The sequence below is a fragment of the Streptomyces sp. NBC_00554 genome, assembly GCF_041431135.1.
GTDB lineage: Bacteria > Actinomycetota > Actinomycetes > Streptomycetales > Streptomycetaceae > Streptomyces.
Map to the genome: position 1 here is coordinate 7,532,018 of NZ_CP107799.1, position 21,595 is coordinate 7,553,612.

25 protein-coding genes are annotated in these 21,595 nt (G+C 71.2%); 21 read left to right on the forward strand and 4 right to left on the reverse strand.

Annotation, left to right across the window (positions count from 1 at the left end):
• Positions 1–3: 3 nt before the first annotated feature.
• The 3 genes from OG266_RS33165 to OG266_RS33175 form a co-directional block, all read right to left on the reverse strand.
• Complete coding sequence (locus OG266_RS33165; protein ID WP_266465330.1) at positions 4–744, reverse strand: LON peptidase substrate-binding domain-containing protein; 741 nt, start codon at positions 742–744, stop codon at positions 4–6.
• Positions 745–755: 11 nt separating this feature from the next.
• The gene (locus tag OG266_RS33170) at positions 756–1,775 is read right to left on the reverse strand and encodes a hypothetical protein (RefSeq protein ID WP_266465333.1); all 1,020 of its coding nucleotides are present in this window, start codon (positions 1,773–1,775) and stop codon (positions 756–758) included.
• Positions 1,776–1,959: 184 nt separating this feature from the next.
• Positions 1,960–3,540: an oxidoreductase gene (locus OG266_RS33175; protein ID WP_371550190.1), complete on the reverse strand. Its 1,581-nt coding sequence runs from the start codon at positions 3,538–3,540 to the stop codon at positions 1,960–1,962.
• Between the two features lie 181 nt (positions 3,541–3,721).
• Here OG266_RS33175 and hisD point away from each other — a divergent pair, with 181 nt between their 5' ends.
• The 10 genes from hisD (at position 3,722) to OG266_RS33225 (ending at position 11,405) form a co-directional block, all read left to right on the forward strand.
• Entirely contained in the window at positions 3,722–5,044 is a 1,323-nt protein-coding gene (gene hisD, locus OG266_RS33180; protein WP_371550192.1) for a histidinol dehydrogenase, read from the forward strand.
• Positions 5,041–6,147 carry a histidinol-phosphate transaminase gene (locus OG266_RS33185; protein WP_266465341.1) on the forward strand — a complete coding sequence of 369 codons (1,107 nt, stop codon included), beginning with the start codon at positions 5,041–5,043 and terminating at the stop codon, positions 6,145–6,147. Before hisD ends, OG266_RS33185 begins: the two co-directional genes overlap by 4 nt.
• Positions 6,144–6,737, forward strand: a complete 594-nt coding sequence (gene hisB, locus OG266_RS33190) for an imidazoleglycerol-phosphate dehydratase HisB (RefSeq protein WP_329548171.1) — start codon at positions 6,144–6,146, stop codon at positions 6,735–6,737. The genes OG266_RS33185 and hisB overlap by 4 nt, the downstream gene beginning before the upstream one ends.
• 4 nt (positions 6,738–6,741) lie before the next feature.
• The gene (locus OG266_RS33195; protein WP_266465347.1) at positions 6,742–6,906 is read left to right on the forward strand and encodes a hypothetical protein; all 165 of its coding nucleotides are present in this window, start codon (positions 6,742–6,744) and stop codon (positions 6,904–6,906) included.
• Entirely contained in the window at positions 6,897–7,544 is a 648-nt protein-coding gene (gene hisH / locus OG266_RS33200) for an imidazole glycerol phosphate synthase subunit HisH (protein WP_266465349.1), read from the forward strand. Before OG266_RS33195 ends, hisH begins: the two co-directional genes overlap by 10 nt.
• Positions 7,544–8,275, forward strand: coding sequence for a bifunctional 1-(5-phosphoribosyl)-5-((5-phosphoribosylamino)methylideneamino)imidazole-4-carboxamide isomerase/phosphoribosylanthranilate isomerase PriA (priA, locus tag OG266_RS33205; protein WP_266465352.1), 732 nt, complete (start codon positions 7,544–7,546; stop codon positions 8,273–8,275). The genes hisH and priA overlap by 1 nt, the downstream gene beginning before the upstream one ends.
• Positions 8,272–8,670, forward strand: coding sequence for a RidA family protein (locus tag OG266_RS33210; RefSeq protein WP_266465355.1), 399 nt, complete (start codon positions 8,272–8,274; stop codon positions 8,668–8,670). The genes priA and OG266_RS33210 overlap by 4 nt, the downstream gene beginning before the upstream one ends.
• Positions 8,667–9,422 carry an imidazole glycerol phosphate synthase subunit HisF gene (hisF, locus tag OG266_RS33215; protein ID WP_266465358.1) on the forward strand — a complete coding sequence of 252 codons (756 nt, stop codon included), beginning with the start codon at positions 8,667–8,669 and terminating at the stop codon, positions 9,420–9,422. Before OG266_RS33210 ends, hisF begins: the two co-directional genes overlap by 4 nt.
• A 128-nt stretch (positions 9,423–9,550) precedes the next feature.
• Positions 9,551–10,138, forward strand: coding sequence for an ArsR/SmtB family transcription factor (locus OG266_RS33220; RefSeq protein ID WP_371550197.1), 588 nt, complete (start codon positions 9,551–9,553; stop codon positions 10,136–10,138).
• Positions 10,139–10,151: 13 nt separating this feature from the next.
• A complete protein-coding gene (locus OG266_RS33225) occupies positions 10,152–11,405 on the forward strand; it encodes an MFS transporter (RefSeq protein WP_371550198.1) in 1,254 nt (417 codons plus the stop codon).
• Positions 11,406–11,480: 75 nt separating this feature from the next.
• Here OG266_RS33225 and OG266_RS33230 read toward each other — a convergent pair whose 3' ends face one another.
• A complete protein-coding gene (locus OG266_RS33230) occupies positions 11,481–12,116 on the reverse strand; it encodes a TIGR03085 family metal-binding protein (protein WP_371550200.1) in 636 nt (211 codons plus the stop codon).
• 122 nt (positions 12,117–12,238) lie between these two features.
• On the opposite strand from OG266_RS33230, the gene hisI reads away from it, so the two are divergent.
• From hisI to lgt, 11 genes are all read left to right on the forward strand, one after another.
• Positions 12,239–12,652, forward strand: a complete 414-nt coding sequence (gene hisI / locus OG266_RS33235; protein ID WP_329548175.1) for a phosphoribosyl-AMP cyclohydrolase — start codon at positions 12,239–12,241, stop codon at positions 12,650–12,652.
• 11 nt (positions 12,653–12,663) lie between these two features.
• Positions 12,664–14,142 carry an anthranilate synthase component I gene (locus tag OG266_RS33240; RefSeq protein ID WP_371550203.1) on the forward strand — a complete coding sequence of 493 codons (1,479 nt, stop codon included), beginning with the start codon at positions 12,664–12,666 and terminating at the stop codon, positions 14,140–14,142.
• A 52-nt stretch (positions 14,143–14,194) separates the two neighbouring features.
• Entirely contained in the window at positions 14,195–14,848 is a 654-nt protein-coding gene (locus OG266_RS33245; RefSeq protein ID WP_326723755.1) for a TIGR02234 family membrane protein, read from the forward strand.
• Positions 14,849–15,029: 181 nt separating this feature from the next.
• The gene (locus OG266_RS33250) at positions 15,030–15,275 is read left to right on the forward strand and encodes an HGxxPAAW family protein (protein WP_266465379.1); all 246 of its coding nucleotides are present in this window, start codon (positions 15,030–15,032) and stop codon (positions 15,273–15,275) included.
• 91 nt (positions 15,276–15,366) lie between these two features.
• Positions 15,367–15,822, forward strand: coding sequence for a DUF2752 domain-containing protein (locus OG266_RS33255; RefSeq protein ID WP_266465382.1), 456 nt, complete (start codon positions 15,367–15,369; stop codon positions 15,820–15,822).
• Positions 15,823–15,997: 175 nt separating this feature from the next.
• Positions 15,998–16,807 (forward strand): indole-3-glycerol phosphate synthase TrpC, encoded by an 810-nt coding sequence (trpC, locus tag OG266_RS33260; protein WP_266465385.1) that lies wholly within the window; start codon positions 15,998–16,000, stop codon positions 16,805–16,807.
• Positions 16,808–16,814: 7 nt separating this feature from the next.
• The gene (gene trpM / locus OG266_RS33265) at positions 16,815–17,066 is read left to right on the forward strand and encodes a tryptophan biosynthesis modulator TrpM (protein ID WP_371550206.1); all 252 of its coding nucleotides are present in this window, start codon (positions 16,815–16,817) and stop codon (positions 17,064–17,066) included.
• A 340-nt stretch (positions 17,067–17,406) separates the two neighbouring features.
• Entirely contained in the window at positions 17,407–18,693 is a 1,287-nt protein-coding gene (gene trpB / locus OG266_RS33270) for a tryptophan synthase subunit beta (protein WP_371550209.1), read from the forward strand.
• Entirely contained in the window at positions 18,690–19,505 is an 816-nt protein-coding gene (trpA, locus tag OG266_RS33275) for a tryptophan synthase subunit alpha (protein WP_371550211.1), read from the forward strand. Before trpB ends, trpA begins: the two co-directional genes overlap by 4 nt.
• A 102-nt stretch (positions 19,506–19,607) precedes the next feature.
• Entirely contained in the window at positions 19,608–20,384 is a 777-nt protein-coding gene (locus OG266_RS33280; protein ID WP_266465394.1) for a thioredoxin domain-containing protein, read from the forward strand.
• Positions 20,385–20,505: 121 nt separating this feature from the next.
• Entirely contained in the window at positions 20,506–21,567 is a 1,062-nt protein-coding gene (lgt, locus tag OG266_RS33285; protein WP_371550213.1) for a prolipoprotein diacylglyceryl transferase, read from the forward strand.
• Positions 21,568–21,595: the final 28 nt, after the last annotated feature.

Here is a 21,595-nt window from a genome sequence, read left to right on the forward strand (position 1 = left end):
ACGTCAGTTGAGACTCGTCGGGCCGCGCGTCAGGTCCGACGCCGGCAACGACGGCAGATTACGGATGATCGCGGTCTCCGCGCGCAGGAGTTTCAGCTCCTCGCGCAGGCGGGCGGCGGTGTCCGGGGTCCCCAGCAGCCGCTGCTTCGCCGGGATGTCCAGCATGACGGCGGCGGCCACCAGGTAGGAGACCACGGCCGGCTCGTCCGGAAGGTCGGCGCCGGTGGTCAGGGAGCGCTCGCGGGCGCCCGCCAGACGCTTCTGGTACTGGCGGAAGGCCCGCAGGACGCCCTCGGCGAGCGCGCCGGCCTCCTCGCCCGGGTCCTCGGGCAGCTCCTCCAGCTCGGCCGTGAGGAACGCGCCGGAGGTGTCGACCGAGACCAGCCGCACGCGTGTCGTCCCCGTCGCAAGCACCTCGAAGCTGCCGTCGGGGCGCTCCCGGATGGTCGCCGCGTCCGCGATGCAGCCCACCTCGTGGAAGGCCTTGGCCGGGTCGTCGCCGAAGCCGGCGGCGGGCCCGCGCTCGGGCACCGCCGTCTGGTCCGGCATGCCGGGGGCGGTGGGCGCGACCTCGTGGCCGTCGCGGATGGCGACGACGGCGAACCGGCGCGGTTCGTCCTCGGGGGTCTTCAGCAGATCGCGCATCATGGCGCGGTAGCGCTCCTCGAAAATGTTCAGAGGAAGCACGAGCCCCGGGAACAGAACCGAGTTCAGGGGGAAGAGCGGGAGCCGGACGGTGGTCACGACGGGAAAGCCTAATGGTCTCCGGAGCGGGCGCGTCCGCTGTGCTCACTCCGTGGATGCAGGGGCATGCCCGCGGCGACCTCCAGACGGACGCCGTCGCGCAGTTCCAGGAACTGGCCGAGGGGATCGTCGGAGACCCGGTCCCAGGGGAACGACGTCGCGTACGGGCCGATCAGGCGCAGCTGCTCCAGGGCGTCCTCCCAGCGTTCCAGCCTGACCAGGACGTACGCCAGGAGGTTGCGGACCTCCGCGGGCCACGAGTCCCCGGCGGCGTACGTCGCCGAGACCGCGATCGCGAGGTCGGCCGCAGCATCGAGGCGCTCGCGGAGCACCAGCGCCCCGCCGCCCTCGGTCAGGTAGGCGAAGGCGGCGCGCACCGGCAGCGCCTGCACCAGGGAGCCGGGCAGCGCGTCCTGCGCGGCCCGCTCGGCGAAGTCGAAGCACTCGCGGTGCGAGCCGTACCAGGCGGCCGACAGATACCGCAGGGCGGCCACATGGCAGCCGTAGTGGTGCGGGGAACGGCGTACGGCCTCGCCCCACAGCTGCTCGAACTCGGTGTGCCCGGCGTTCGTGCCGCGGGCCTGGTCGAGCGCGATCCGCCAGGGCACCGGGTCACGCGGATCGCCCTCCGCCGCGGCGGAGATCAGCGGGCCGACCTCGCGCAGCAGCTCGACGCGGGCCGGGGACTCCCAGCCCCGGGACACCGCCAACTCGGCCTTGACCAGCAGGGCGTCCGGGTCGTGCGGGGAGGCGTCCTGCCATGCCCGGAGCCAGTCGTCGCGGGAGCGCGCGAAGGTGGCGAGTCGCATCGCGTACCGGTCGCGGTCCTCCCACTCGGCGGCCTCACGGGTGGTGGTGAGCAGCTTGGCCGCGGGGGTGTACTCGCCGCGGCCGGCCGCGACGAGGACGGGACCGAGCCGTTCGTCCGGGGCGTCGAGCAGCACCTCGTCGTCGGCGGGCAGTCCGGCGGCGAGGCCTGAAGCGTTCCGGGCCATCCGGGCGGTGCGGATGAACGCGCGCAGCAGTGCCATGGTGGAGACCATTGAAAACCGCAGGTCGGAGCTGTACCAGGGGGGCGCTGTGAAGCTTTCGTAACCGTCAATAGGTTGTATGGAAGATAGTCAAGGGCGAGTAAAAGGTGACTGATGTTCTACTGGTGATTTCCTGTCATGAGCCTGTCGGCCGGTGAGCCCGCAGCCGCAGGTCAGCCGTGCGTCAGCCGCGCCGCAGCAGCCGTGTCGCCCCCGCCGCCACCGTCGTCGCCAGGATCCAGCCAAGGAGGATCACCACCGCGGACAGCCACTGCCAGCCGCCGCGCAGCTGCCAGAAACCCACCTGGCCGAGGTCGATCACCGGCAGCAGGAGGTCCAGGGCGAACAGGGAGGAGTTCCACGGCGGATGCTCGCCGCTCTTCATCGGCGGGTGGCTGGCGTGCGAGAACGCGATCGAGGTCGCCGCCCACAGCACCGCCATCCACAGGGCGGCCCGCCCGGGCCGGTACCCGTAGGCGACCGTCCAGTCCTGCGCGTACCCCCAGAGCTTGGCGGCGAGCGGCAGCGTCTCGCGGCGGCGGCGCTGCTTGGCGAGCAGCACCTCGCGCGCGTCCTCGTCCTCGCCGGAGTTGCGCAGCACGGCGGCCAGGCGTTCGTACGGCTCCGGGTTGTACTCGGCGGTCGCCGCCGCCACCCACTCCAGGCGCCGGGTCAGCGGGAACGCGCCCTGCGGCACGAGGTTCTCGTAGCCGAAGCCGCCCATGTGGAGGCCGCCGGGCCCCGGCCAGCTGGCCGCCCGGTCGACCAGGTTGACCACCTTCGCGCCCGACAGCACCACCTTGCCGCGCTCGGGTCTCTCCCCGAGGAAACGCAGCTCGGGCGTCTGGACCCGGCGCAGCGACAGCTCCTGGTCGTCGTCGAAGAGGAAGCGCGCCCGCTCCAGGTCGAGTGCGTCCCCGAACCGCCCGTCGTCAAGACGGATCCCGCCCTGGCACTCGAACCGCTGCACCACCGTGCCGCGCGCCGGGGTGGTCCCGCTGGTCAGGATGGGATTGCCGACGCCCGCGGGGGTCATGTACAGCGTGCGGTTGACGGTCAGCTGGGGGGCGTTCAGCGCGAGGCGCGTGTACGGGTTGCTCAGCTTGCTGCCGCGCAGGCTGAGCGAGACGCCGACGCTGGCGCCGCGCAGGCTCAGCTCACCGTGCGACTCCAGCATCTCGGCCTGCAGGTCCTGCCCCACGGTCATGCCGTCGCCGGTGATCGAACGCCCGCGCCGGTCGCGGTAGACCACCGCCTGGTTGAGCAGCAGATCGGTGCCGATGTGCGCGTCGGTGAGGCGTACCCCGTTGTGGAAGCGGCAGCGCGGCAGATGCAGGTCGCCCTCGGTGTGCAGGCGGGCCGCCTCCAGACGGGGCACCGAGCAGTCGACCAGCCGCACGGTCTGGAACCGGGCCTCCGGTAACAGGATCTCCTTCTCGAACCGGCACCCCTTCAGCTCGACGTACGGCACCACGGTGCCGCCCGCGAGATCGAGCACGTCGGTGATCTGCACGCCGGTCAGCTTCAGGGAGGCCACCCGGCCCTGGAGCGCGGGCGGCCCGTCGAGCAGCAGCCACGCCACGATCCGGGCCCGCACACTGCGCTCGGGACCCCAGGGATGGCCGCCGTGCGGATCGTCGGCGGTCGTGTCCCCGCTGCGCAGGTCGTACACGCTGCCGTTGCGGAAGGACTGCCACATTCCGGCCTCGGCGGCGGTCAGCTCGTCCGGCAGGTCCCCATTACGGATGCCGGCACCCTCACTCACGGTTTTTCCCTTCCTCCCCAGCTACAGGCGTCCTCCCCAGCTACTCGCGGGTTTCGGACAACCGTTCAATGCCCGCTGGGTGACGCCCCGAACGCTAACGGTGAAGCTGATCTTCCGGGGCCTGTATCAGCCATTGATACAGGCGTCCGGCGCCTTATCGCCGTCTGAGAGAATTGGGCACGTGATCTCCCGAATCGATCTGCGCGGCGACGCCCTCCCCGAGGGCCCCGCTCTGCGCGACCTGCTGCCCCGAGCCGACTTCGACGTCTCGGCCGCCCTGGAGAAGGTGCGTCCGATCTGCGAGGCCGTGCATCATCGGGGAGACGCGGCGCTGATCGACTTCGCCGAGAAGTTCGACGGCGTACGTCTGGAGTCGGTACGGGTGCCGGCCCAGGCGCTCAGTGACGCGCTGGAGCAGCTCGACCCGGCGGTGCGCGCCGCCCTGGAGGAGTCCATCCGGCGCGCCCGCATCGTCCACCGCGAGCAGCGCCGCACCACGCACACCACCCAGGTCGTGCCCGGCGGCTCGGTCACCGAGAAGTGGCTGCCGGTCGACCGGGTCGGGCTGTACGCGCCCGGCGGCCGGTCCGTCTACCCGTCGTCCGTGATCATGAACGTGGTCCCGGCGCAGGAGGCCGGCGTCGAGTCGATCGCCCTCGCCTCGCCCGCCCAGGCCGAGTTCGGCGGCCTGCCGCACCCGACGATCCTCGCCGCCTGCGAGCTGCTCGGCGTGGACGAGGTGTACGCGGCCGGCGGCGCCACCGCCGTCGCGATGTTCGCGTACGGCACCGAGTCCTGCCCGCCCGCCAACATGGTCACCGGCCCCGGCAACATCTGGGTCGCCGCCGCCAAGCGCTACTTCGCGGGCAGGATCGGCATCGACGCCGAGGCCGGTCCCACCGAGATCGCGATCCTCGCCGACGAGAGCGCCGACCCGGTGCACGTCGCCTCCGACCTGATCAGCCAGGCCGAGCACGACCCGCTGGCCGCCGCAGTCCTCGTCACGGACTCCGTGGAACTGGCCGACGCGGTCCAGAAGGAGCTCGAGCCGCAGGTCGCGGCGACCAAGCACATCGAGGACCGGATCGTTCCGGCGCTGGCCGGCAGGCAGTCCGCGATCGTCCTCGTCGACGGCATCGACGAGGGCCTCAGGGTCGTCAACGCGTACGGCGCCGAGCACCTGGAGATCCAGACGGCCGACGCGAGCGCGGTCGCGGACCGCGTACGGAACGCCGGTGCGATCTTCGTCGGCCCCTGGGCGCCCGTCTCGCTGGGCGACTACGCGGCCGGCTCCAACCACGTGCTCCCCACCGGCGGCTGCGCCTGCCACTCCTCGGGTCTGTCGGTCCAGTCCTTCCTGCGCGGGATCCACATCGTGGACTACACACGCGATGCCCTCGCGGAGGTCGCCCACCACGTGGTGACACTCGCGGAGGCGGAGGACCTGCCCGCGCACGGCGCGGCGATCAAGGCCCGGTTCGCGTGGAAGGTGCCCAGCAAGTGACCGGCATCGACGATCTCCCCGTACGCGACGAGCTGCGCGGCAAGACCCCCTACGGCGCGCCCCAACTCGACGTCCCCGTACGCCTCAACACCAACGAGAACCCGTACCCGCTGCCCGAACCGCTCGTCGAGCGGATCGCCGAGCGGGTGCGCGAGGCCGCCCGGAACCTCAACCGCTATCCCGACCGGGACGCGGTGGAGCTGCGCACCGAACTGGCCAAGTACCTGACGAGGACCGGCAAGCACCCGGTCGGCGTCGACAACGTCTGGGCGGCGAACGGCTCCAACGAGGTCATCCAGCAACTGCTGCAGACCTTCGGCGGACCCGGCCGAACCGCGATCGGTTTCGAGCCCTCGTACTCGATGCACGCGCTCATCTCGCGCGGCACCGGGACGGGCTGGATCTCCGGTCCGCGCAACGAGGACTTCACGATCGACCTCGCCGCCGCCGAGCAGGCCATCGCCGAGAACCGGCCGGACGTCGTCTTCATCACCACCCCCAACAATCCCACGGGCAACGCGGTCCCGCCCGAGACGGTCCTCGCGCTGTACGAGGCCGCGCAGGCGGCGAAGCCGTCGATGGTGGTGGTCGACGAGGCGTACATCGAGTTCAGCCACGGCGACTCGCTGCTGCCGCTGATCGAAGGTCGGCCGAATCTCGTCGTCTCGCGGACGATGTCCAAGGCGTTCGGCGCGGCCGGGCTGCGGCTCGGCTATCTCGCCGCGCACCCGGCGGTCGTCGACGCGGTCCAGCTCGTACGGCTGCCGTACCACCTGTCGGCCGTCACCCAGGCGACCGCGCTGGCCGCCCTGGAGCACACCGACACCCTGCTGGGATACGTGGAGCAGCTGAAGGCCGAGCGGGACCGGCTGGTCGTCGAACTGCGCGCGATCGGCTACGACGTGACCGAGTCGGACGCCAACTTCGTGCAGTTCGGGCGGTTCGCCGACTCCCATGAGGCATGGCAGAAGATCCTCGACCGGGGCGTCCTGGTCCGGGACAACGGCATCCCGGGGTGGCTGCGGGTCACCGCCGGAACCCCCGCCGAAAACGACGCGTTCCTGGACGCGGTCCGTGAACTGAAGAAGGAGCAGAGCGCATGAGCCGCGTCGGAAGAGTTGAGCGGGTGACCAAGGAGACGTCGGTCCTCGTCGAGATCGATCTCGACGGAACCGGCAAGGTCGATGTGTCGACAGGTGTCGGCTTCTACGACCACATGCTCGACCAGCTCGGCCGGCACGGTCTGTTCGACCTGACCGTGAAGACCGAGGGCGACCTGCACATCGACTCGCACCACACCATCGAGGACAGCGCCCTCGCGCTCGGCGCCGCCTTCAAGCAGGCGCTCGGCGACAAGGTGGGGATCTACCGCTTCGGCAACTGCACGGTCCCGCTGGACGAGTCGCTCGCCCAGGTGACCGTCGACCTCTCAGGCCGCCCCTACCTCGTGCACACCGAGCCCGAGAAGATGGCGCCGATGATCGGCGAGTACGACACGACGATGACCCGGCACATCCTGGAGTCCTTCGTCGCGCAGGCCCAGATCGCACTGCACGTGCACGTGCCCTACGGGCGCAACGCGCACCACATCGTGGAGTGCCAGTTCAAGGCGCTGGCCCGCGCGCTGCGTTACGCCTCTGAGCGTGACCCGCGCGCCGCCGGCATCCTCCCCTCCACGAAGGGTGCGCTGTAAAGCCATGACAGGCCTCAACACCGTCCTCATCGTCGTCGGGCTCTTTCTCCTCGGCGGTGTCTACTCCTTCGTCAAGCAGAAGATGCCGATGAGCCTCATCGTGCTGCTCTCGATCGGTGCCGCGATGTGTCTCGTGGCGGGGGTCCTGCGGTTGGAGGTGTGGAATTGACCGCCCCCAAGAAGGTCGTCGTCTTCGACTACGGCTTCGGCAATGTGCGCAGCGCCGAGCGTGCTCTCGCCCGCACCGGTGCCGAGGTCGAGATAACGCGTGACTACGACAAGGCCATGAACGCGGACGGGCTGCTGGTGCCGGGTGTCGGCGCGTTCGCCGCCTGCATGAAGGGCCTCCGTGAGGCCCGCGGCGACTGGATCATCGGCCGTCGGCTGGCCGGCGGGCGCCCGGTGATGGGCATCTGCGTGGGCATGCAGATCCTCTTCGCGCGCGGCATCGAGCACGGCGTGGAGACCGAGGGCCTCGACGAGTGGCCCGGCTCGGTCGAGCCGCTCCAGGCCGAGATCGTGCCGCACATGGGCTGGAACACCGTCGAAGCCCCGGCCGCCTCGCAGCTCTTCGCGGGTCTCGAAGCAGACGCGCGCTTCTACTTCGTGCACTCCTACGCCGTCCACGACTGGTCTCTCGAGGTCGGGAACCCGCTGATACGGCCGCCCCTGGTGACCTGGTCCACGCACGGCAAGCCCTTCGTGGCGGCCGTCGAGAACGGCGCCCTGTGGGCCACCCAGTTCCACCCCGAGAAGTCCGGCGACGCCGGAGCGCAGCTGCTGAACAACTGGATCGGAACCCTCTGATGCCTTCGAAGCTCGAACTCCTCCCCGCCGTCGACGTCCGCGACGGCCAGGCCGTCCGGCTCGTCCACGGCGAATCCGGTACGGAGACCTCGTACGGCTCCCCGCTGGAAGCCGCGCTCGCCTGGCAGCGGTCGGGCGCCGAGTGGCTGCACCTCGTCGACCTGGACGCCGCGTTCGGCACCGGCGACAACCGCAAGCTGATCGCCGAGGTCGCCGGCGCCATGGACATCAAAGTGGAGCTGTCCGGCGGTATCCGCGACGACGACACCCTGGCCGCCGCGCTCGCCACCGGCTGCACCCGCGTCAACCTCGGCACCGCCGCCCTGGAGACCCCCGAGTGGGTCGCCAAGGTCATCGCCCAGCACGGCGACAAGATCGCGGTCGGTCTCGACGTACGCGGCACGACGCTGCGCGGCCGCGGCTGGACCCGCGACGGCGGCGACCTCTACGAGACCCTGGAGCGCCTCAACTCCGAGGGCTGCGCGCGGTACGTGGTGACGGACATCGCCAAGGACGGCACGCTGCAGGGCCCCAACCTGGAGCTGCTGCGCAATGTGTGCGCGGCGACGGACCGCCCGGTCGTCGCCTCGGGAGGCGTGTCCTCCCTGGACGACCTGCGCGCCATCGCCGAGCTCGTGCCCCTCGGCGTCGAGGGCTCGATCGTCGGGAAGGCCCTGTACGCGAAGGCGTTCACCCTGGAAGAGGCCCTGGAAGCGGTGGCTGCCCTGTGAGCGGCGTACGACGGATCTCGACCGGCGCGCCCTGGGAGGAGGCCTTCGGCTACTCCCGCGCGGTGGAGCTGCCGAACGGTCTGGTGCTGGTCGCCGGGTGCACGTCCGTGGTCAACGGGGAGATCGCCGCCGGCGCCCCGTACGAGCAGACGGTCAACTCCTTCAACGTCGCGTTCGCGGCGCTCGAGCAGCTGGGCCTCGGTCGCGACGATGTTGTCCGCACACGTATGTACATCACCCACGCCCGTGACGTGGAGGATGTCGGCCGCGCCCACAAGGAGCTGTTCGACTCCGTCCGCCCCGCCGCATCGATGATCATCGTCTCCGGTTTCGTGGACCCGAGTCTGGTCGTCGAGGTCGAGGTGGAGGCGTACCGGGGGGCCTCCGAGTCATGACGCTCGCCGTACGAGTCATCCCCTGCCTGGACGTCGACAACGGCCGGGTCGTCAAGGGTGTCAACTTCCAGAACCTGCGCGACGCGGGCGACCCCGTCGAGATGGCCAAGGTGTACGACGCCGAGGGCGCCGACGAGCTGACCTTCCTGGACATCACGGCGTCCTCCGGCAACCGCGAGACCACGTACGACGTGGTGCGCCGCACGGCCGAGCAGGTCTTCATCCCGCTGACCGTGGGGGGTGGCGTGCGCACCGCCGAGGACGTGGACAAGCTGCTGCGGGCGGGCGCCGACAAGGTCGGGGTCAACACGGCGGCGATCGCCCGGCCCGAGCTCATCCGCGAGATCGCCGAGCGGTTCGGGCGGCAGGTGCTCGTGCTGTCGGTGGACGCCCGTCGCACGGAGAGCGGCTCCTTCGAGGTCACCACCCACGGCGGGCGCAAGGGCACCGGCATCGACGCCGTGGAGTGGGCGCACCGGGCCGCCGAGCTGGGCGCGGGGGAGATCCTGCTCAACTCGATGGACGCGGACGGCACGAAGGACGGCTACGACATCGAGATGATCGAGGCCGTACGCAAGCACGTGACCGTTCCGCTGATCGCCAGCGGCGGCGCGGGGCGGCTCGCCCACTTCCCGCCCGCCATCGCCGCGGGCGCCGACGCGGTGCTCGCCGCGTCCGTCTTCCACTTCGGGGATCTGCGGATCGGCGAGGTGAAGGAGACGCTGAAGGGGGCGGGGTATCCCGTTCGCTGAGGTCATCCGCCTTTGAGCCCCGGCCAGTTGGTGGCCGGGGCTCAGCCGTGTCCGGACGCTCCAAGACGTGAAAGGAAAGTTGCGCAATTTTAGTTGCGCAATTTTTCTTTCACATCTACGGTGGAGGCATGGCAAGCAAGGAGAACCGCCGCATCACGGATGTGGGCACGCTCAAGGCCCTGGGACATCCGCTGCGGATGAAGCTGTACCGGGCGTTGAACGTGACCGGTGCCGCGACCGCGTCCCAGCTGGGCGAACAGGTCGACGAGGCGCCCTCGCTGGTCAGTTACCACCTGCGCAAGCTCGCCGAGCACGGGCTGATCCAGGAGGCCGAGCCGCGCAGCGGGGACGGCCGGGAGCGCTGGTGGGAGCCCGCCTCGGACGGCGTGACCGTCCGGGGCGTGGACTTCCGGGACGCGCCCGAGAAGCAGGCCGCGCACCTGGCCTTCACCCGGCTCTTCCACGAGGAGCGCGGCGACCACTACCGGCGCTACCTCGACGAGCGCGCCACCTGGCCCACCGAGTGGAACGACGCCGCCGCCGACGCGGAGGCCACGCTCCGGCTGACGGCCGCCGAACTCGGCGCGCTACAGGAGGAGTTGCTCACGGTCATCAGGAAGTACGACGACCAGGGCCGCGCCGACGAAGCGGCCGGCGCCACCGAAGGGCGCGAGAACGTCGCGCTGCACCTGTACGGCTTCCCGTTCCGCCCCTGAGAGGACGCGTTCCGTGACCACGACCACCCTGCGCCAGGCCTCGGCCCCAGCCGCCCCCGAAAAGCCCGCCCACCGCGACGGAAACGTGCTGCGCTGGCTCGGCGCCTACACCGCGTCGATGCTCGGCGACAACGTCTACTACATCGCGTTGTCCTGGGCGGCAGTCCAGGCCGGTACGCCCTCGCAGGCCGGCCTCGTGATGGCCGTGAGCGCCGTGCCACGGGCGCTGCTGATGCTGGGCGGGGGAGTGGTCGCCGACCGCTTCGGGCCGCGGAAGGTCGTCATCGGCAGTGACGCCGTGCGCTGCGCGGCGGTCCTCGCGGTGGCCGCGCTGCTGTTCGCGACCGGCCCCGGGTTGTGGCTGCTCGCCCTGCTCGCCATAGTCTTCGGCACCGTCGACGCCGTCTTCATGCCCGCCGTGGGCGCCCTCCCGGCGCGCGTCACGAGCCGCGGCCAGCTCGCCCGCGTCCAGGGCATGCGGGGTCTCGCGATCCGCTTCGCCAACGTGGTGGGCGCTCCGCTCGGCGGCCTGTGCGTGGCTCTCGGCGGCGCGGCGGCGGCCTTCGGGCTCGCGGGGATGCTGATCGCCCTGTCGGTGCCGCTGCTGGTCTCCGTACGCATGAAGGAGCTGCCTACTGACGACGAGGTCGCGGAGCGCACACCGTGGCGCGACCTCCGTGACGGGCTGCGGTACATCCGGCGGCACCCCGTCCTCGCGCCGCTCATCGCCGCCATCGCGCTCGGCGACCTTGGCTTCGTCGGACCGCTCAACGTGGGGCTGACCCTGCTGGCCGACCAGCGCGGCTGGGGCGCCTCCGGGATGGGCTGGGTGCTCGCCGGGTTCGGGACCGGTGCGGGGGCCGCCGCCATGCTGCTGACCGTGCGCGGCCGACTGCCGCGCGCGGGGCGGCTGGCCGGGGTGGCGATCCTGGCGGGTTCGGTGGCGATCGGTTCGCTCGCGTACGTGCCCTCGCTGGCCGTCGCCGTCGGTGTCGCCCTCCTCATCGGGCTGCTCGCCGGGCTCAGCGGCGCACTGTGCGGAGCGCTGCTGCAGACCCAGGCGGACCCCGCCTACCTGGGCCGGGTCGGCTCCGTCTCCGGCATCGTCAGCCTCGGCCTCGCACCGCTCAGCATGCCGGTGACCGCCGCCGCGATCGGCTGGTGGGGCACCGGGCCGGTCTTCGTCACCAGCGCGGCGGTCTGCGGGCTCGGCGGGGTGCTCGCCCTGTGCGTGGCACCGCTGCGGCGCGCCGAGCTGCCGAAGTAGCGGTCCGACCCGGAGCAGCGGTCCGACCCGGAGCAGCGGTCCGACCCGGAGTAGCGGGCAGAGCCCGGGCAGCGGTCAGAGACCGAGCTGCTTCGCCTCGTGCAGCTTCGCGATCGCGTCCTTGTCGCCGTCCAGCTCGACATCGGCCACCTGCTGCCGGCCGAAGGCGAACATCAGCAGCTCCGAGGGCTCGCCGGTCACCGTCACGACTGGCGTGCCCTTGTGCGCGACCGCCGTCTGGCCGTCCGGCCGGCGCAGCACAAGGCCCGTCGGGGCGCTGCGTCCCGTCAGCCGGGCCGTGCGCTCCAGACGGGACCACAGGGCGTCCTGGAAGACCGGGTCGAGGGCGCGCGGCGTCCAGTCCGGCTGCGCACGGCGTACGTCCTCGGTGTGGACGTAGAACTCGATGACGTTCGCCGCCTCGTCGATCTGCTTCAGCGAGAACGGGGAGAAACGCGGCGGACCCGTACGGATCAGCTGGATCAGCTCCTCGTACGGCTTCTCGGCGAACTCCGTCATCACCCGCTCCAGACGCGGCGCGAGCTGTTTGATCCAGGTCCCTCCCGCGGCGTCGGCACGGCGCTCACGCACCACCACGTGCGCGGCGAGATCACGGGTGTTCCAGCCCTCGCACAGAGTGGGGGCGTCCGGGCCCTCGGCCTCCAACAGGTCGGCGAGGAGAAGTCGTTCACGCTTCGCATGGGTCGACATACAGCCAGCGTACGGCTACCCCCACACTCCGCCCAGTGGACAGCGGCGGACGGGGGCCTAGGGCCTGTCCGGCCTGTGGACAACGGCCGGGCGGGTCCCACCGGCGCGGCACAATGGACCGCATGACCAGCACGCCCCCGCCCAGCAGCCTGGACCCCGAGATCGCCGCGCGCCTCAAGCGCGCCGCCGACGGGCTCGTCCCCGCCATCGCCCAGCAGTACGACACCGGTGAGGTGCTGATGCTCGGCTGGATGGACGACGAGGCGCTGCATCGCACGCTCACCACGGGCCGCTGCACGTACTGGTCGCGCAGCCGCCAGGAGTACTGGGTCAAGGGCGACACCTCCGGCCACTTCCAGCACGTGAAGTCCGTCGCCCTGGACTGCGACGCCGACACCGTGCTCGTCAAGGTCGACCAGGTGGGCGCGGCGTGTCACACCGGCGCCCGCACCTGCTTCGACGCCGACGTGCTGCTCAAGGACGCCGACGGACCGATCGAGGGCGCCGATTCCGGCGTACCGGCACGGGATCAGTAAGGTCTGCCGCCATGGACCTTGAGACCTTCCGCAAGCTGGCCACCGACCGGCGCGTGATCCCCGTCAGCCGCAAGCTCCTCGCGGACGGTGACACGCCGGTCGCGCTCTACCGCAAGCTGGCCGCCGAGCGCCCCGGCACCTTCCTCCTGGAATCCGCCGAGAACGGCCGCTCCTGGTCCCGCTACTCCTTCGTGGGCGTCCGCTCCGCCGCGACCCTGACCGAGCGCGACGGGCAGGCCCACTGGCTCGGCACCCCGCCCGTCGGCGTCCCCGTCGAGGGCGACCTGCTCGTCGCCCTGCGCGCCACCATCGAGGCCCTGCACACCCCGCACGGCGAGGGCCTGCCCCCGTTCACCGGCGGCATGGTCGGCTACCTCGGCTACGACATCGTGCGCCGACTGGAGAAGATCGGCCCCGGCGAGCGCGACGACCTGAAGCTCCCCGAGCTGACCATGCTGCTCACCAGCGACCTCGCCGTCATGGACCACTGGGACGGCTCGGTCCAGCTGATCGCCAACGCGATCAACCACAACGACCTCGACACGGGCGTCGACGAGGCGTACGCGGACGCGGTCGCGCGCCTGGACGCCATGGAGGCGGACCTCTCGCGCGCGGTCTCCCAGCCGCCCGCCGCGCTGCCGCCCTCCGAGCTCCCCGAGTACACCGCGCTCTGGGGCGGCCCCGACTACCAGGACGCCGTCGAGGACATCAAGGAGCGCATCCGGGCGGGCGAGGCCTTCCAGGTCGTCCCCTCCCAGCGCTTCGAAACGCCGTGCACGGCAAGCGCGTTGGACGTGTACCGGGTGCTGCGGGCGACCAATCCCTCCCCGTACATGTACCTGTTCCGCTTCGACGGGTTCGACGTCGTCGGCTCGTCCCCGGAGGCCCTCGTCAAGGTCGAGGACGGGCAGGCGATGGTGCACCCCATCGCGGGCACCCGGCCGCGCGGCGCCACCGTCCAGGAGGACCAGGCCCTCGCCGACGAGCTGATCGCCGACCCCAAGGAGCGCGCCGAGCACCTCATGCTCGTCGACCTGGGGCGCAACGACCTCGGACGGGTCTGCGAACCCGGCTCCGTCGAGGTCGTCGACTTCATGTCCATCGAGCGGTACTCGCACGTCATGCACATCGTCTCGACGGTCACCGGCCGGGTCGCCCCTGGCCGCACCGCCTTCGACGTCCTCACCGCCTGCTTCCCCGCGGGCACCCTCTCCGGCGCGCCCAAGCCGCGCGCGATGCAGATCATCGACGAGCTGGAGCCGTCCCGAAGGGGGCTGTACGGCGGCTGCGTCGGCTATCTCGACTTCGCGGGCGACTCCGACACCGCCATCGCCATCCGTACGGCGCTGCTGCGGGACGGCACGGCCTATGTGCAGGCCGGGGCGGGCGTGGTCGCCGACTCCGACCCGGTCGCGGAGGACAACGAGTGCCGGAACAAGGCCGCCGCGGTGCTGCGCGCGGTGCACACGGCGAACCGGCTCGGGCAATAGGACGAGTGTCACGTGAACCCCGGGTGACGGTTCGCCCGGGGTTCAGGCGATAGTGGAGTACGTGACTGCTGTTCCGCATCCCCGATCCGAAGCCGCCGGACCCGCCAGGTCCGGCCGCCGCAGCCTTGCCGTCGCCCTGCTCAGCGGCGCCCTCGGCGCGGCCGTGGCGCTGCTGGCGACCCGCCAGAACTGGTCGGCGGGCACCGCGACGGTGGCCGGCGGCGACTTTCCGCTGACCGCCGCGGGCAGCGACGTCACGGGCGTGCCCGCGGCGCTCGCCATAGTGGGCCTCGCCGCGCTCGTCGCCGTCTTCGCCGTACGCCGCTCCGGGCGCTTCCTGGTCTCCGCGCTGCTCGCGCTCTCCGGCGCGGGCATCGTCGTCGCGGCCGTGCTCGGCGCCGGCGACAGCTCCGCGCTCGACGAGAAGGCCGCGGCGGCCTCCGGCGACACCGCCGCCACCGCGGCCGCGCTCAGCCACACCGCCTGGCCGTACGTCGCCGCCGCGGGCGGCGCCCTCATCCTCCTCGCGGGTCTCCTTGCGCTGCGCTATGGGCGGCTCTGGCCCGCGATGTCGGGCCGCTACGAGCGCGACGGGGCGCCCCGGCCGCGCAAGGCCAAGCCGGTCGACCCGGACCGCCCCGAGGACATCTGGAAGGCGCTCGACCGGGGCGAGGACCCGACGGGTCCTGACCCGGCAGGGACCTGAGTCACCCGAGTCCCGGTGTTCGCAAGGACCTCCGGCCCGGGACTTTCGTCACGACCCTGCGGAACCGACGCGCGAGGAGAGACCCCCCGCTCACCTCATGCCCGCGAGTACGGGACAATGGTCGTCGAGCGTCCGACCCACCACACGTACGCAGCACATACACAGCAACGAGGAGCAAGTCATGGCGGGCAGCAGCCACGGTCACACCCCGGCCGCCTGGACCGGTGTCACCATCGCCTTCATCGGGTTCTGCGTCTCCGGCGCCTTCACGGTGCTGGCCGACCCGCTGGGCTTCTGGGCCGGTCTGGTCATCGTCGGTCTCGGTGGTGTCGTCGGCATGGTGATGCAGGCGGCGGGCCTGGGCAAGACGAAGGCCAAGCCCGCGGCCCCGGTCCGTGAGCGTGAGGCCGTCGGCGTCGAGGGCTGAGCGTCCCGTAGACCTGGTGAGAGGCGGTTCCGGCGTATGTGCCGGGGCCGCCTCTCGCACGTACGGGCGTTCCGGGCGGGGGAGGGGCAGAATGCGTGGGGTGAACGCCGAATCCCAGAGGGTGGCACAGGGCGCGGAGTCCGGAGCCGGCGCCGTACTGCGGCGGCTCGCCGTTCCCGGTGGGGTGCTCGCGGCCGTCGTCGGTGCCTTCGCGTACGTCGGGGCCGTCGACCCCAACCAGCCCGGGCACTACCCCGTCTGCCCGCTGCTGCGGCTCACCGGCGTGTACTGCCCCGGCTGCGGCGGTCTGCGCAGTGCGCACGCCTTCGTCCACGGGGACTTCGCGGCGGCGCTCACGGACAACGCGCTCGCCGTCGTGGGGTATCTGGGCTTCGCGGTGGTGTGGACCGTCTGGGTGGTTCGGTCGGTGCGCGGGCGCCCGGCGCGGATCGAGCTGGGGCGGGTTCAGCTGTGGACCGTCGGCGCGTTGGTGCTGGTCTTCACGGTTGTCCGGAACCTGCCGTTCGGTGGCTGGCTGCACCCTTGATCAAATGACAAAGGTCCAGGTAGTGGGACCGGCGTCAACCGGATGCGAGGTCTACGCCTTCCTCCGGATACCATCGCAGTGACGCGTCTGACACGTCCGAACCGTCCCAGGCGGTGAACCCGGGTCAGCCGCTCAACCGCTTCAACTCTCCACCGCAGGGAAGGGGGCCGCTCGCGTGAGTGTGCTCGACGAGATCATCGACGGAGTCCGTGCCGACCTCGCGGAGCGGCAGGCGCGCGTCAGCCTCGACGAGCTCAAGGAGCGCGCGGCGAAGGCTCCGGCGGCCAAGGACGGCGTGGCGGCCCTGCGCGGCGACGGCGTCAAGGTCATCTGCGAGGTCAAGCGCTCCAGCCCGTCCAAGGGCGCGCTCGCCGCGATCGCCGACCCGGCCGCCCTCGCCGCGGACTACGAGGCGGGCGGCGCGGCCGTCATCTCGGTCCTCACCGAGCAGCGCCGCTTCGGCGGCTCGCTTGCCGACCTGGAGGCCGTCCGGGCCAAGGTCGACATCCCCGTACTGCGCAAGGACTTCATCGTCACGTCGTACCAGCTGTGGGAGGCCCGTGCGTACGGCGCCGACCTCGCGCTGCTGATCGTGGCCGCCCTCGACCAGGCCGCCCTGGAGTCCCTCATCGAGCGCGCCGAGTCCATCGGGCTCACGCCGATCGTCGAGGTGCACGACGAGGACGAGGCCGAGCGGGCGGTGGACGCCGGCGCGAAGGTCATCGGCGTCAACGCGCGCAATCTCAAGGACCTCAAGGTGGACCGCTCCACCTTCGAGCGCGTCGCCCCCGAGATCCCGGCCGGCATCGTCAAGATCGCCGAGTCCGGCGTCCGCGGCCCGCACGACCTCATTGCGTACGCCAACGCCGGCGCCGACGCGGTCCTGGTCGGCGAGTCCCTCGTCACCGGCCGCGACCCCAAGACGGCGGTCTCCGACCTGGTAGCGGCGGGGGCCCACCCCGCCCTGCGCCACGGACGGGGCTGACACTCCGGTGCCCACCTCGCCCCACGCCACCGCCACCTCCCGTCCGGGCCCGCGCCCCGACGGGGGTTCGGCCTGCGTGGGGTCGGCCGTGCCGCTCCCGGCCGCCCAGGACGCCTACGCCCGCCTCGCCCGGGGCTGCCGCCCGCGTGGCTGCCGGGCGCCCGCGCGCCGTGTCCACGGACGCCGCGTCCGCTATGTCATCGGCGATGAGCCGGGCCAGGTCAACGGCATGCGATGGCGCCTCGCGCGCGCACGCTGACGCCGTTCCGGGCCGTTTCACCCTGCGGGTGAGCCGACCTGGAAAGAACTCCGGCTCCGCCGTCCGGCTCGGGCTCCGCCCGTTGCCGACTGTGGTTCCGGCCGGTTCGGCACCGCCGATCACCGTCATCGGGCTTCTCGCCGTCGCGGCGGAGAGAACCGCCTTGCGGTGCTTCTTTCGCCAGGGCGTCCCCATGCAGGCGAGGACACCGGCGGGCTTGGCCGGTCCGGCAAAGGTGCCCCCAGCGGGGGCCCGTCGCTCGAGGCATGCGTGCGTACGTCGATAACGTGAACCCCTGTCCGACCCGTAACCGGGGCCGACGCCCCTGCGAGGTAGCCGCATGCCCAGCGAGTTCTTCATTCCCGACCCCGAGGGTCAAGTTCCCAGCGCCGAGGGGTACTTCGGCGCGTACGGCGGCAAGTTCATCCCGGAGGCGCTGGTCGCCGCCGTGGACGAGGTCGCCGTCGAGTACGACAAGGCGAAGTCCGACCCCGAGTTCGCCCGTGAGCTCGACGACCTGCTCGCCCACTACACCGGGCGGCCCAGCGCGCTGACCGAGGTGCCGCGCTTCGCCGAACACGCCGGTGGCGCACGGGTGTTCCTCAAGCGGGAAGATCTCAACCACACCGGATCCCACAAGATCAACAACGTCCTCGGGCAGGCTCTGCTCACCCGGAGGATGGGCAAGACGCGCGTCATCGCGGAGACCGGGGCGGGCCAGCACGGCGTCGCCACCGCCACCGCCTGCGCCCTCTTCGGCCTCGAATGCACCATCTACATGGGCGAGATCGACACCCAGAGGCAGGCTCTCAACGTCGCGCGCATGCGCATGCTGGGCGCCGAGGTCATCGCCGTGAAGTCCGGCAGCCGGACGTTGAAGGACGCCATCAACGAGGCCTTCCGCGACTGGGTCGCCAACGTCGACCACACCCACTACCTGTTCGGGACCGTCGCCGGTCCGCACCCCTTCCCCGCCATGGTGCGCGACTTCCACCGGGTCATCGGGGTCGAGGCACGGCGGCAGATCCTGGAGCGCGCCGGACGGCTCCCCGACGCCGCCGTCGCCTGTGTCGGCGGCGGGTCGAACGCCATCGGGCTCTTTCACGCCTTCATCCCCGACGCCGACGTACGCCTCATCGGCTGCGAGCCGGCGGGGCACGGTGTCGAGACCGGTGAGCACGCCGCGACCCTGACGGCGGGCGAGCCGGGCATCCTGCACGGCTCGCGGTCCTACGTCCTCCAGGACGAGGAAGGCCAGATCACCGAGCCGTACTCGATCTCGGCCGGTCTGGACTACCCGGGCATCGGGCCCGAGCACTCCTACCTCAAGGACAGCGGCCGCGGCGAGTACCGCGCGGTCACCGACGACGCGGCGATGCAGGCCCTGCGCCTGCTCTCCCGCAGCGAGGGCATCATCCCGGCGATCGAGAGCGCGCACGCGCTGGCCGGAGCCCTGGAGGTCGGCAAGGAGCTGGGTCCGGACGGGCTGATCCTCATCAACCTGTCCGGCCGTGGCGACAAGGACATGGACACGGCCGCCCGTTACTTCGGCCTGTACGAGACCGACGCGTCCGTCGCCGCGGACGCCGAGGGCGAGAACGCCGAGATCGAGGGGGACGCCAAGTGAGCGGCAACATCCAGCTGTTGAGTGACGCCCTCGCCGGTGCCAAGGCGGAAGGGCGGTCCGCGCTCATCGCGTACCTGCCGGCCGGGTTCCCGACCGTCGACGGCGGGATCGAGGCCATCAAGGCCGTCTTCGACGGGGGCGCCGACATCGTCGAGGTCGGTCTGCCGCACAGCGACCCCGTCCTCGACGGCCCCGTCATCCAGACCGCCGACGACATCGCCCTGCGCGGCGGAGTCAAGATCGCCGATGTGATGCGGACGGTCCGGGAGGCCTACGAGGCCACTGGCAAGCCGGTGCTCGTGATGACGTACTGGAATCCGATCGACCGCTACGGAGTCGAGCGCTTCACCGCCGAACTGGCGGAAGCGGGCGGCGCCGGATGCATCCTGCCCGACCTTCCGGTGCAGGAGTCGGCGCTGTGGAGGGAGCACGCCGAGAAGCACGGGCTCGCGACCGTCTTCGTCGTCGCGCCCAGCAGCAAGGACGCCAGGCTCGCCGAGATCACCGCGGCGGGCTCCGGCTTCGTGTACGCGGCCTCGCTGATGGGCGTCACCGGCACCCGTGCGTCGGTGGGCGCCCAGGCGCAGGACCTGGTGCGGCGCACCAAGGCCACCACCGAACTGCCCGTCTGCGTCGGCCTCGGCGTCTCCAGCGCCGAGCAGGCCGCCGAGGTGGCCGGCTTCGCCGACGGTGTGATCGTCGGGTCCGCCTTCGTGAAGCGGATCCTGGACGCGCCGGACGAGGCGGCCGGCCTGGAGGCCGTACGCGCGCTCGCCGCCGACCTTGCGAAGGGTGTGCGAGGGGCGCTGTAGCAGACAGTGCCTACGTGTACGTAACGGACAATCCGCTCACTCGAACGGGTGGACCTGGGACCGGGGAGGCGCGCTGCGCCTTCCCGGTTCGTTCTGCCGGATGTGAGCGAGAAGAACCGTGACGGAAAGCGCAATGCCCGCGAGCGGCTGGCGGTCGAGCGAGAGAAGCAGAAGACCGCGGAGAAGCGCCGTCGGGCGCTGATCGTGGGGGCTTCGGTGGTCTGTGTCCTTGGCCTGGCCGCGGTGATCGGCGTGGTGGCCGCCAACTCCGGCAAGGACAAGAAGAGTGACGCCTCCGGCCCGGTCGTGACGCCCTCGGGCGCGACCGGCAAGGACAGCCTCGCGATCCCCGTCGGCAAGGACACCGCCAAGTCGACCCTCACGGTGTGGGAGGACTTCCGCTGCCCTGCGTGCAAGTCCTTCGAGACCGCCTACCGCTCGACGATTCACGAGCTGGTGAACGCCGGCCAGCTGAAGGTCGAGTACCACCTCGTCACGATCATCGACGGGAACATGGGGGGCAGCGGCTCCCGCAAGGCCGCCAACGCCGCGGCCTGCGCCCAGGACGCCGGAAAGTTCACCGCGTACCACGACGTGCTGTACGAGAACCAGCCCGAGGAGACCGACGACGCCTTCGCCGACAACAGCAAGCTCATCGAGCTGGCGGGCAAGGTCGACGGCCTGGACACGGCCGCGTTCCAGAAGTGTGTCAACGACGGCACGCACGACAGCTGGGTCGTGAAGTCCAACGCCGCCTTCCAGAGCAGCGGTTTCAGCGGCACGCCGACCGTGCTGCTCGGCGGCACGAACATCTACGCGGACCAGTCGATGACCCCGGCGAAGCTGAAGCAGATGGTGGAGGCGGCGAACAAGGGCTGAGCCCCTCGTCTCCCGGTCCAGTGCCCCCGGCTTCTCGCAGGCCGGGGGCACCTCCCGTTATGGAGCCGTTGCCGGGCCGCTTGCCGTGGGCCGCGTCCGGCACGGTAGCGTCGACCCTGCCATGGAATTTGCCTATATCCCCAGTCCGTCGCAGGGTGTGCTGCATCTCGGCCCCATTCCGCTGCGCGGCTACGCGTTCTGCATCATCATCGGCGTCTTCGTAGCCGTCTGGCTCGGCAACAAGCGCTGGATCGCCCGCGGTGGGCTGCCCGGCACGACGGCCGACATCGCTGTCTGGGCCGTGCCGTTCGGCCTGGTCGGCGGCCGGCTCTACCACGTGATCACGGACTACGAGCTGTACTTCAGCGAGGGCCGCGACTGGGTGGACGCCTTCAAGATCTGGGAGGGCGGGCTCGGTATCTGGGGCGCGATCGCGCTCGGTGCGGTGGGTGCGTGGATCGGCTGCCGCCGACGCGGCATCCCGTTGCCCGCCTGGGCCGACGCCCTCGCTCCCGGCATCGTCTTCGCACAGGCCATCGGGCGCTGGGGCAACTGGTTCAACCAGGAGCTCTACGGCAAGTCGACGGACCTCCCCTGGGCGCTGAAGATCACGTCCTCGACGGACGGCCGGGTGCCGGGGCTGTACCACCCGACGTTCCTGTACGAGTCCCTGTGGTGCGTCGGCGTCGGCTTCCTCGTCATCTGGGCGGACCGCCGCTTCAAGCTCGGGCACGGGCGGGCGTTCGCGCTGTACGTCGCCGCGTACTGCGTCGGCCGTTTCTGGATCGAGTACCTGCGCGTCGACGAGGCCCACCACGTCCTGGGCATGCGTCTCAACAACTGGACCGCGATCGTGGTCTTCCTCCTCGCGGTGGTCTACCTCGTGCTCTCGGCGCGGATGCGGCCTGGGCGCGAGGAGGTCGTGGAGCCGGCCGCGGTGGCCTCCGGCGAGGGTGACGGTGAGGGCGACAGCGAGGGTGACGCCGTCGACCTGGACAAGGCCGAATCGGCCGATGCGGAGCCGGCTGACGCCGAGGCCCCGGAGTCCGACGAGGGCGCTGAGCCCTCGGAGTCCAAGGAGTCCAAGGAGTCCAAGGAGTCCAAGGAGTCCAAGGAGTCCAAGGAGTCCAAGGAGTCCAAGGAGTCCGCGGCGGACGAGGCCGAGTCGGCCAAGAAGAGCTGACGGTTTTCTGTACGTCGAAGGGGGCGCC

Coding starts and splice junctions, on each gene's coding strand:
- OG266_RS33170 (WP_266465333.1), bottom strand. CDS start 1,775: ATGGCACTGCTGCGCGCGTTCATCCGCACCGCCCGGATGGCCCGGAAC.
- hisB (WP_329548171.1), top strand. CDS start 6,144: ATGAGCCGCGTCGGAAGAGTTGAGCGGGTGACCAAGGAGACGTCGGTC.
- OG266_RS33195 (WP_266465347.1), top strand. CDS start 6,742: ATGACAGGCCTCAACACCGTCCTCATCGTCGTCGGGCTCTTTCTCCTC.
- priA (WP_266465352.1), top strand. CDS start 7,544: ATGCCTTCGAAGCTCGAACTCCTCCCCGCCGTCGACGTCCGCGACGGC.
- hisF (WP_266465358.1), top strand. CDS start 8,667: ATGACGCTCGCCGTACGAGTCATCCCCTGCCTGGACGTCGACAACGGC.
- OG266_RS33220 (WP_371550197.1), top strand. CDS start 9,551: ATGGCAAGCAAGGAGAACCGCCGCATCACGGATGTGGGCACGCTCAAG.
- OG266_RS33230 (WP_371550200.1), bottom strand. CDS start 12,116: ATGTCGACCCATGCGAAGCGTGAACGACTTCTCCTCGCCGACCTGTTG.
- hisI (WP_329548175.1), top strand. CDS start 12,239: ATGACCAGCACGCCCCCGCCCAGCAGCCTGGACCCCGAGATCGCCGCG.
- OG266_RS33240 (WP_371550203.1), top strand. CDS start 12,664: ATGGACCTTGAGACCTTCCGCAAGCTGGCCACCGACCGGCGCGTGATC.
- OG266_RS33250 (WP_266465379.1), top strand. CDS start 15,030: ATGGCGGGCAGCAGCCACGGTCACACCCCGGCCGCCTGGACCGGTGTC.
- OG266_RS33255 (WP_266465382.1), top strand. CDS start 15,367: ATGCGTGGGGTGAACGCCGAATCCCAGAGGGTGGCACAGGGCGCGGAG.
- trpB (WP_371550209.1), top strand. CDS start 17,407: ATGCCCAGCGAGTTCTTCATTCCCGACCCCGAGGGTCAAGTTCCCAGC.
- lgt (WP_371550213.1), top strand. CDS start 20,506: ATGGAATTTGCCTATATCCCCAGTCCGTCGCAGGGTGTGCTGCATCTC.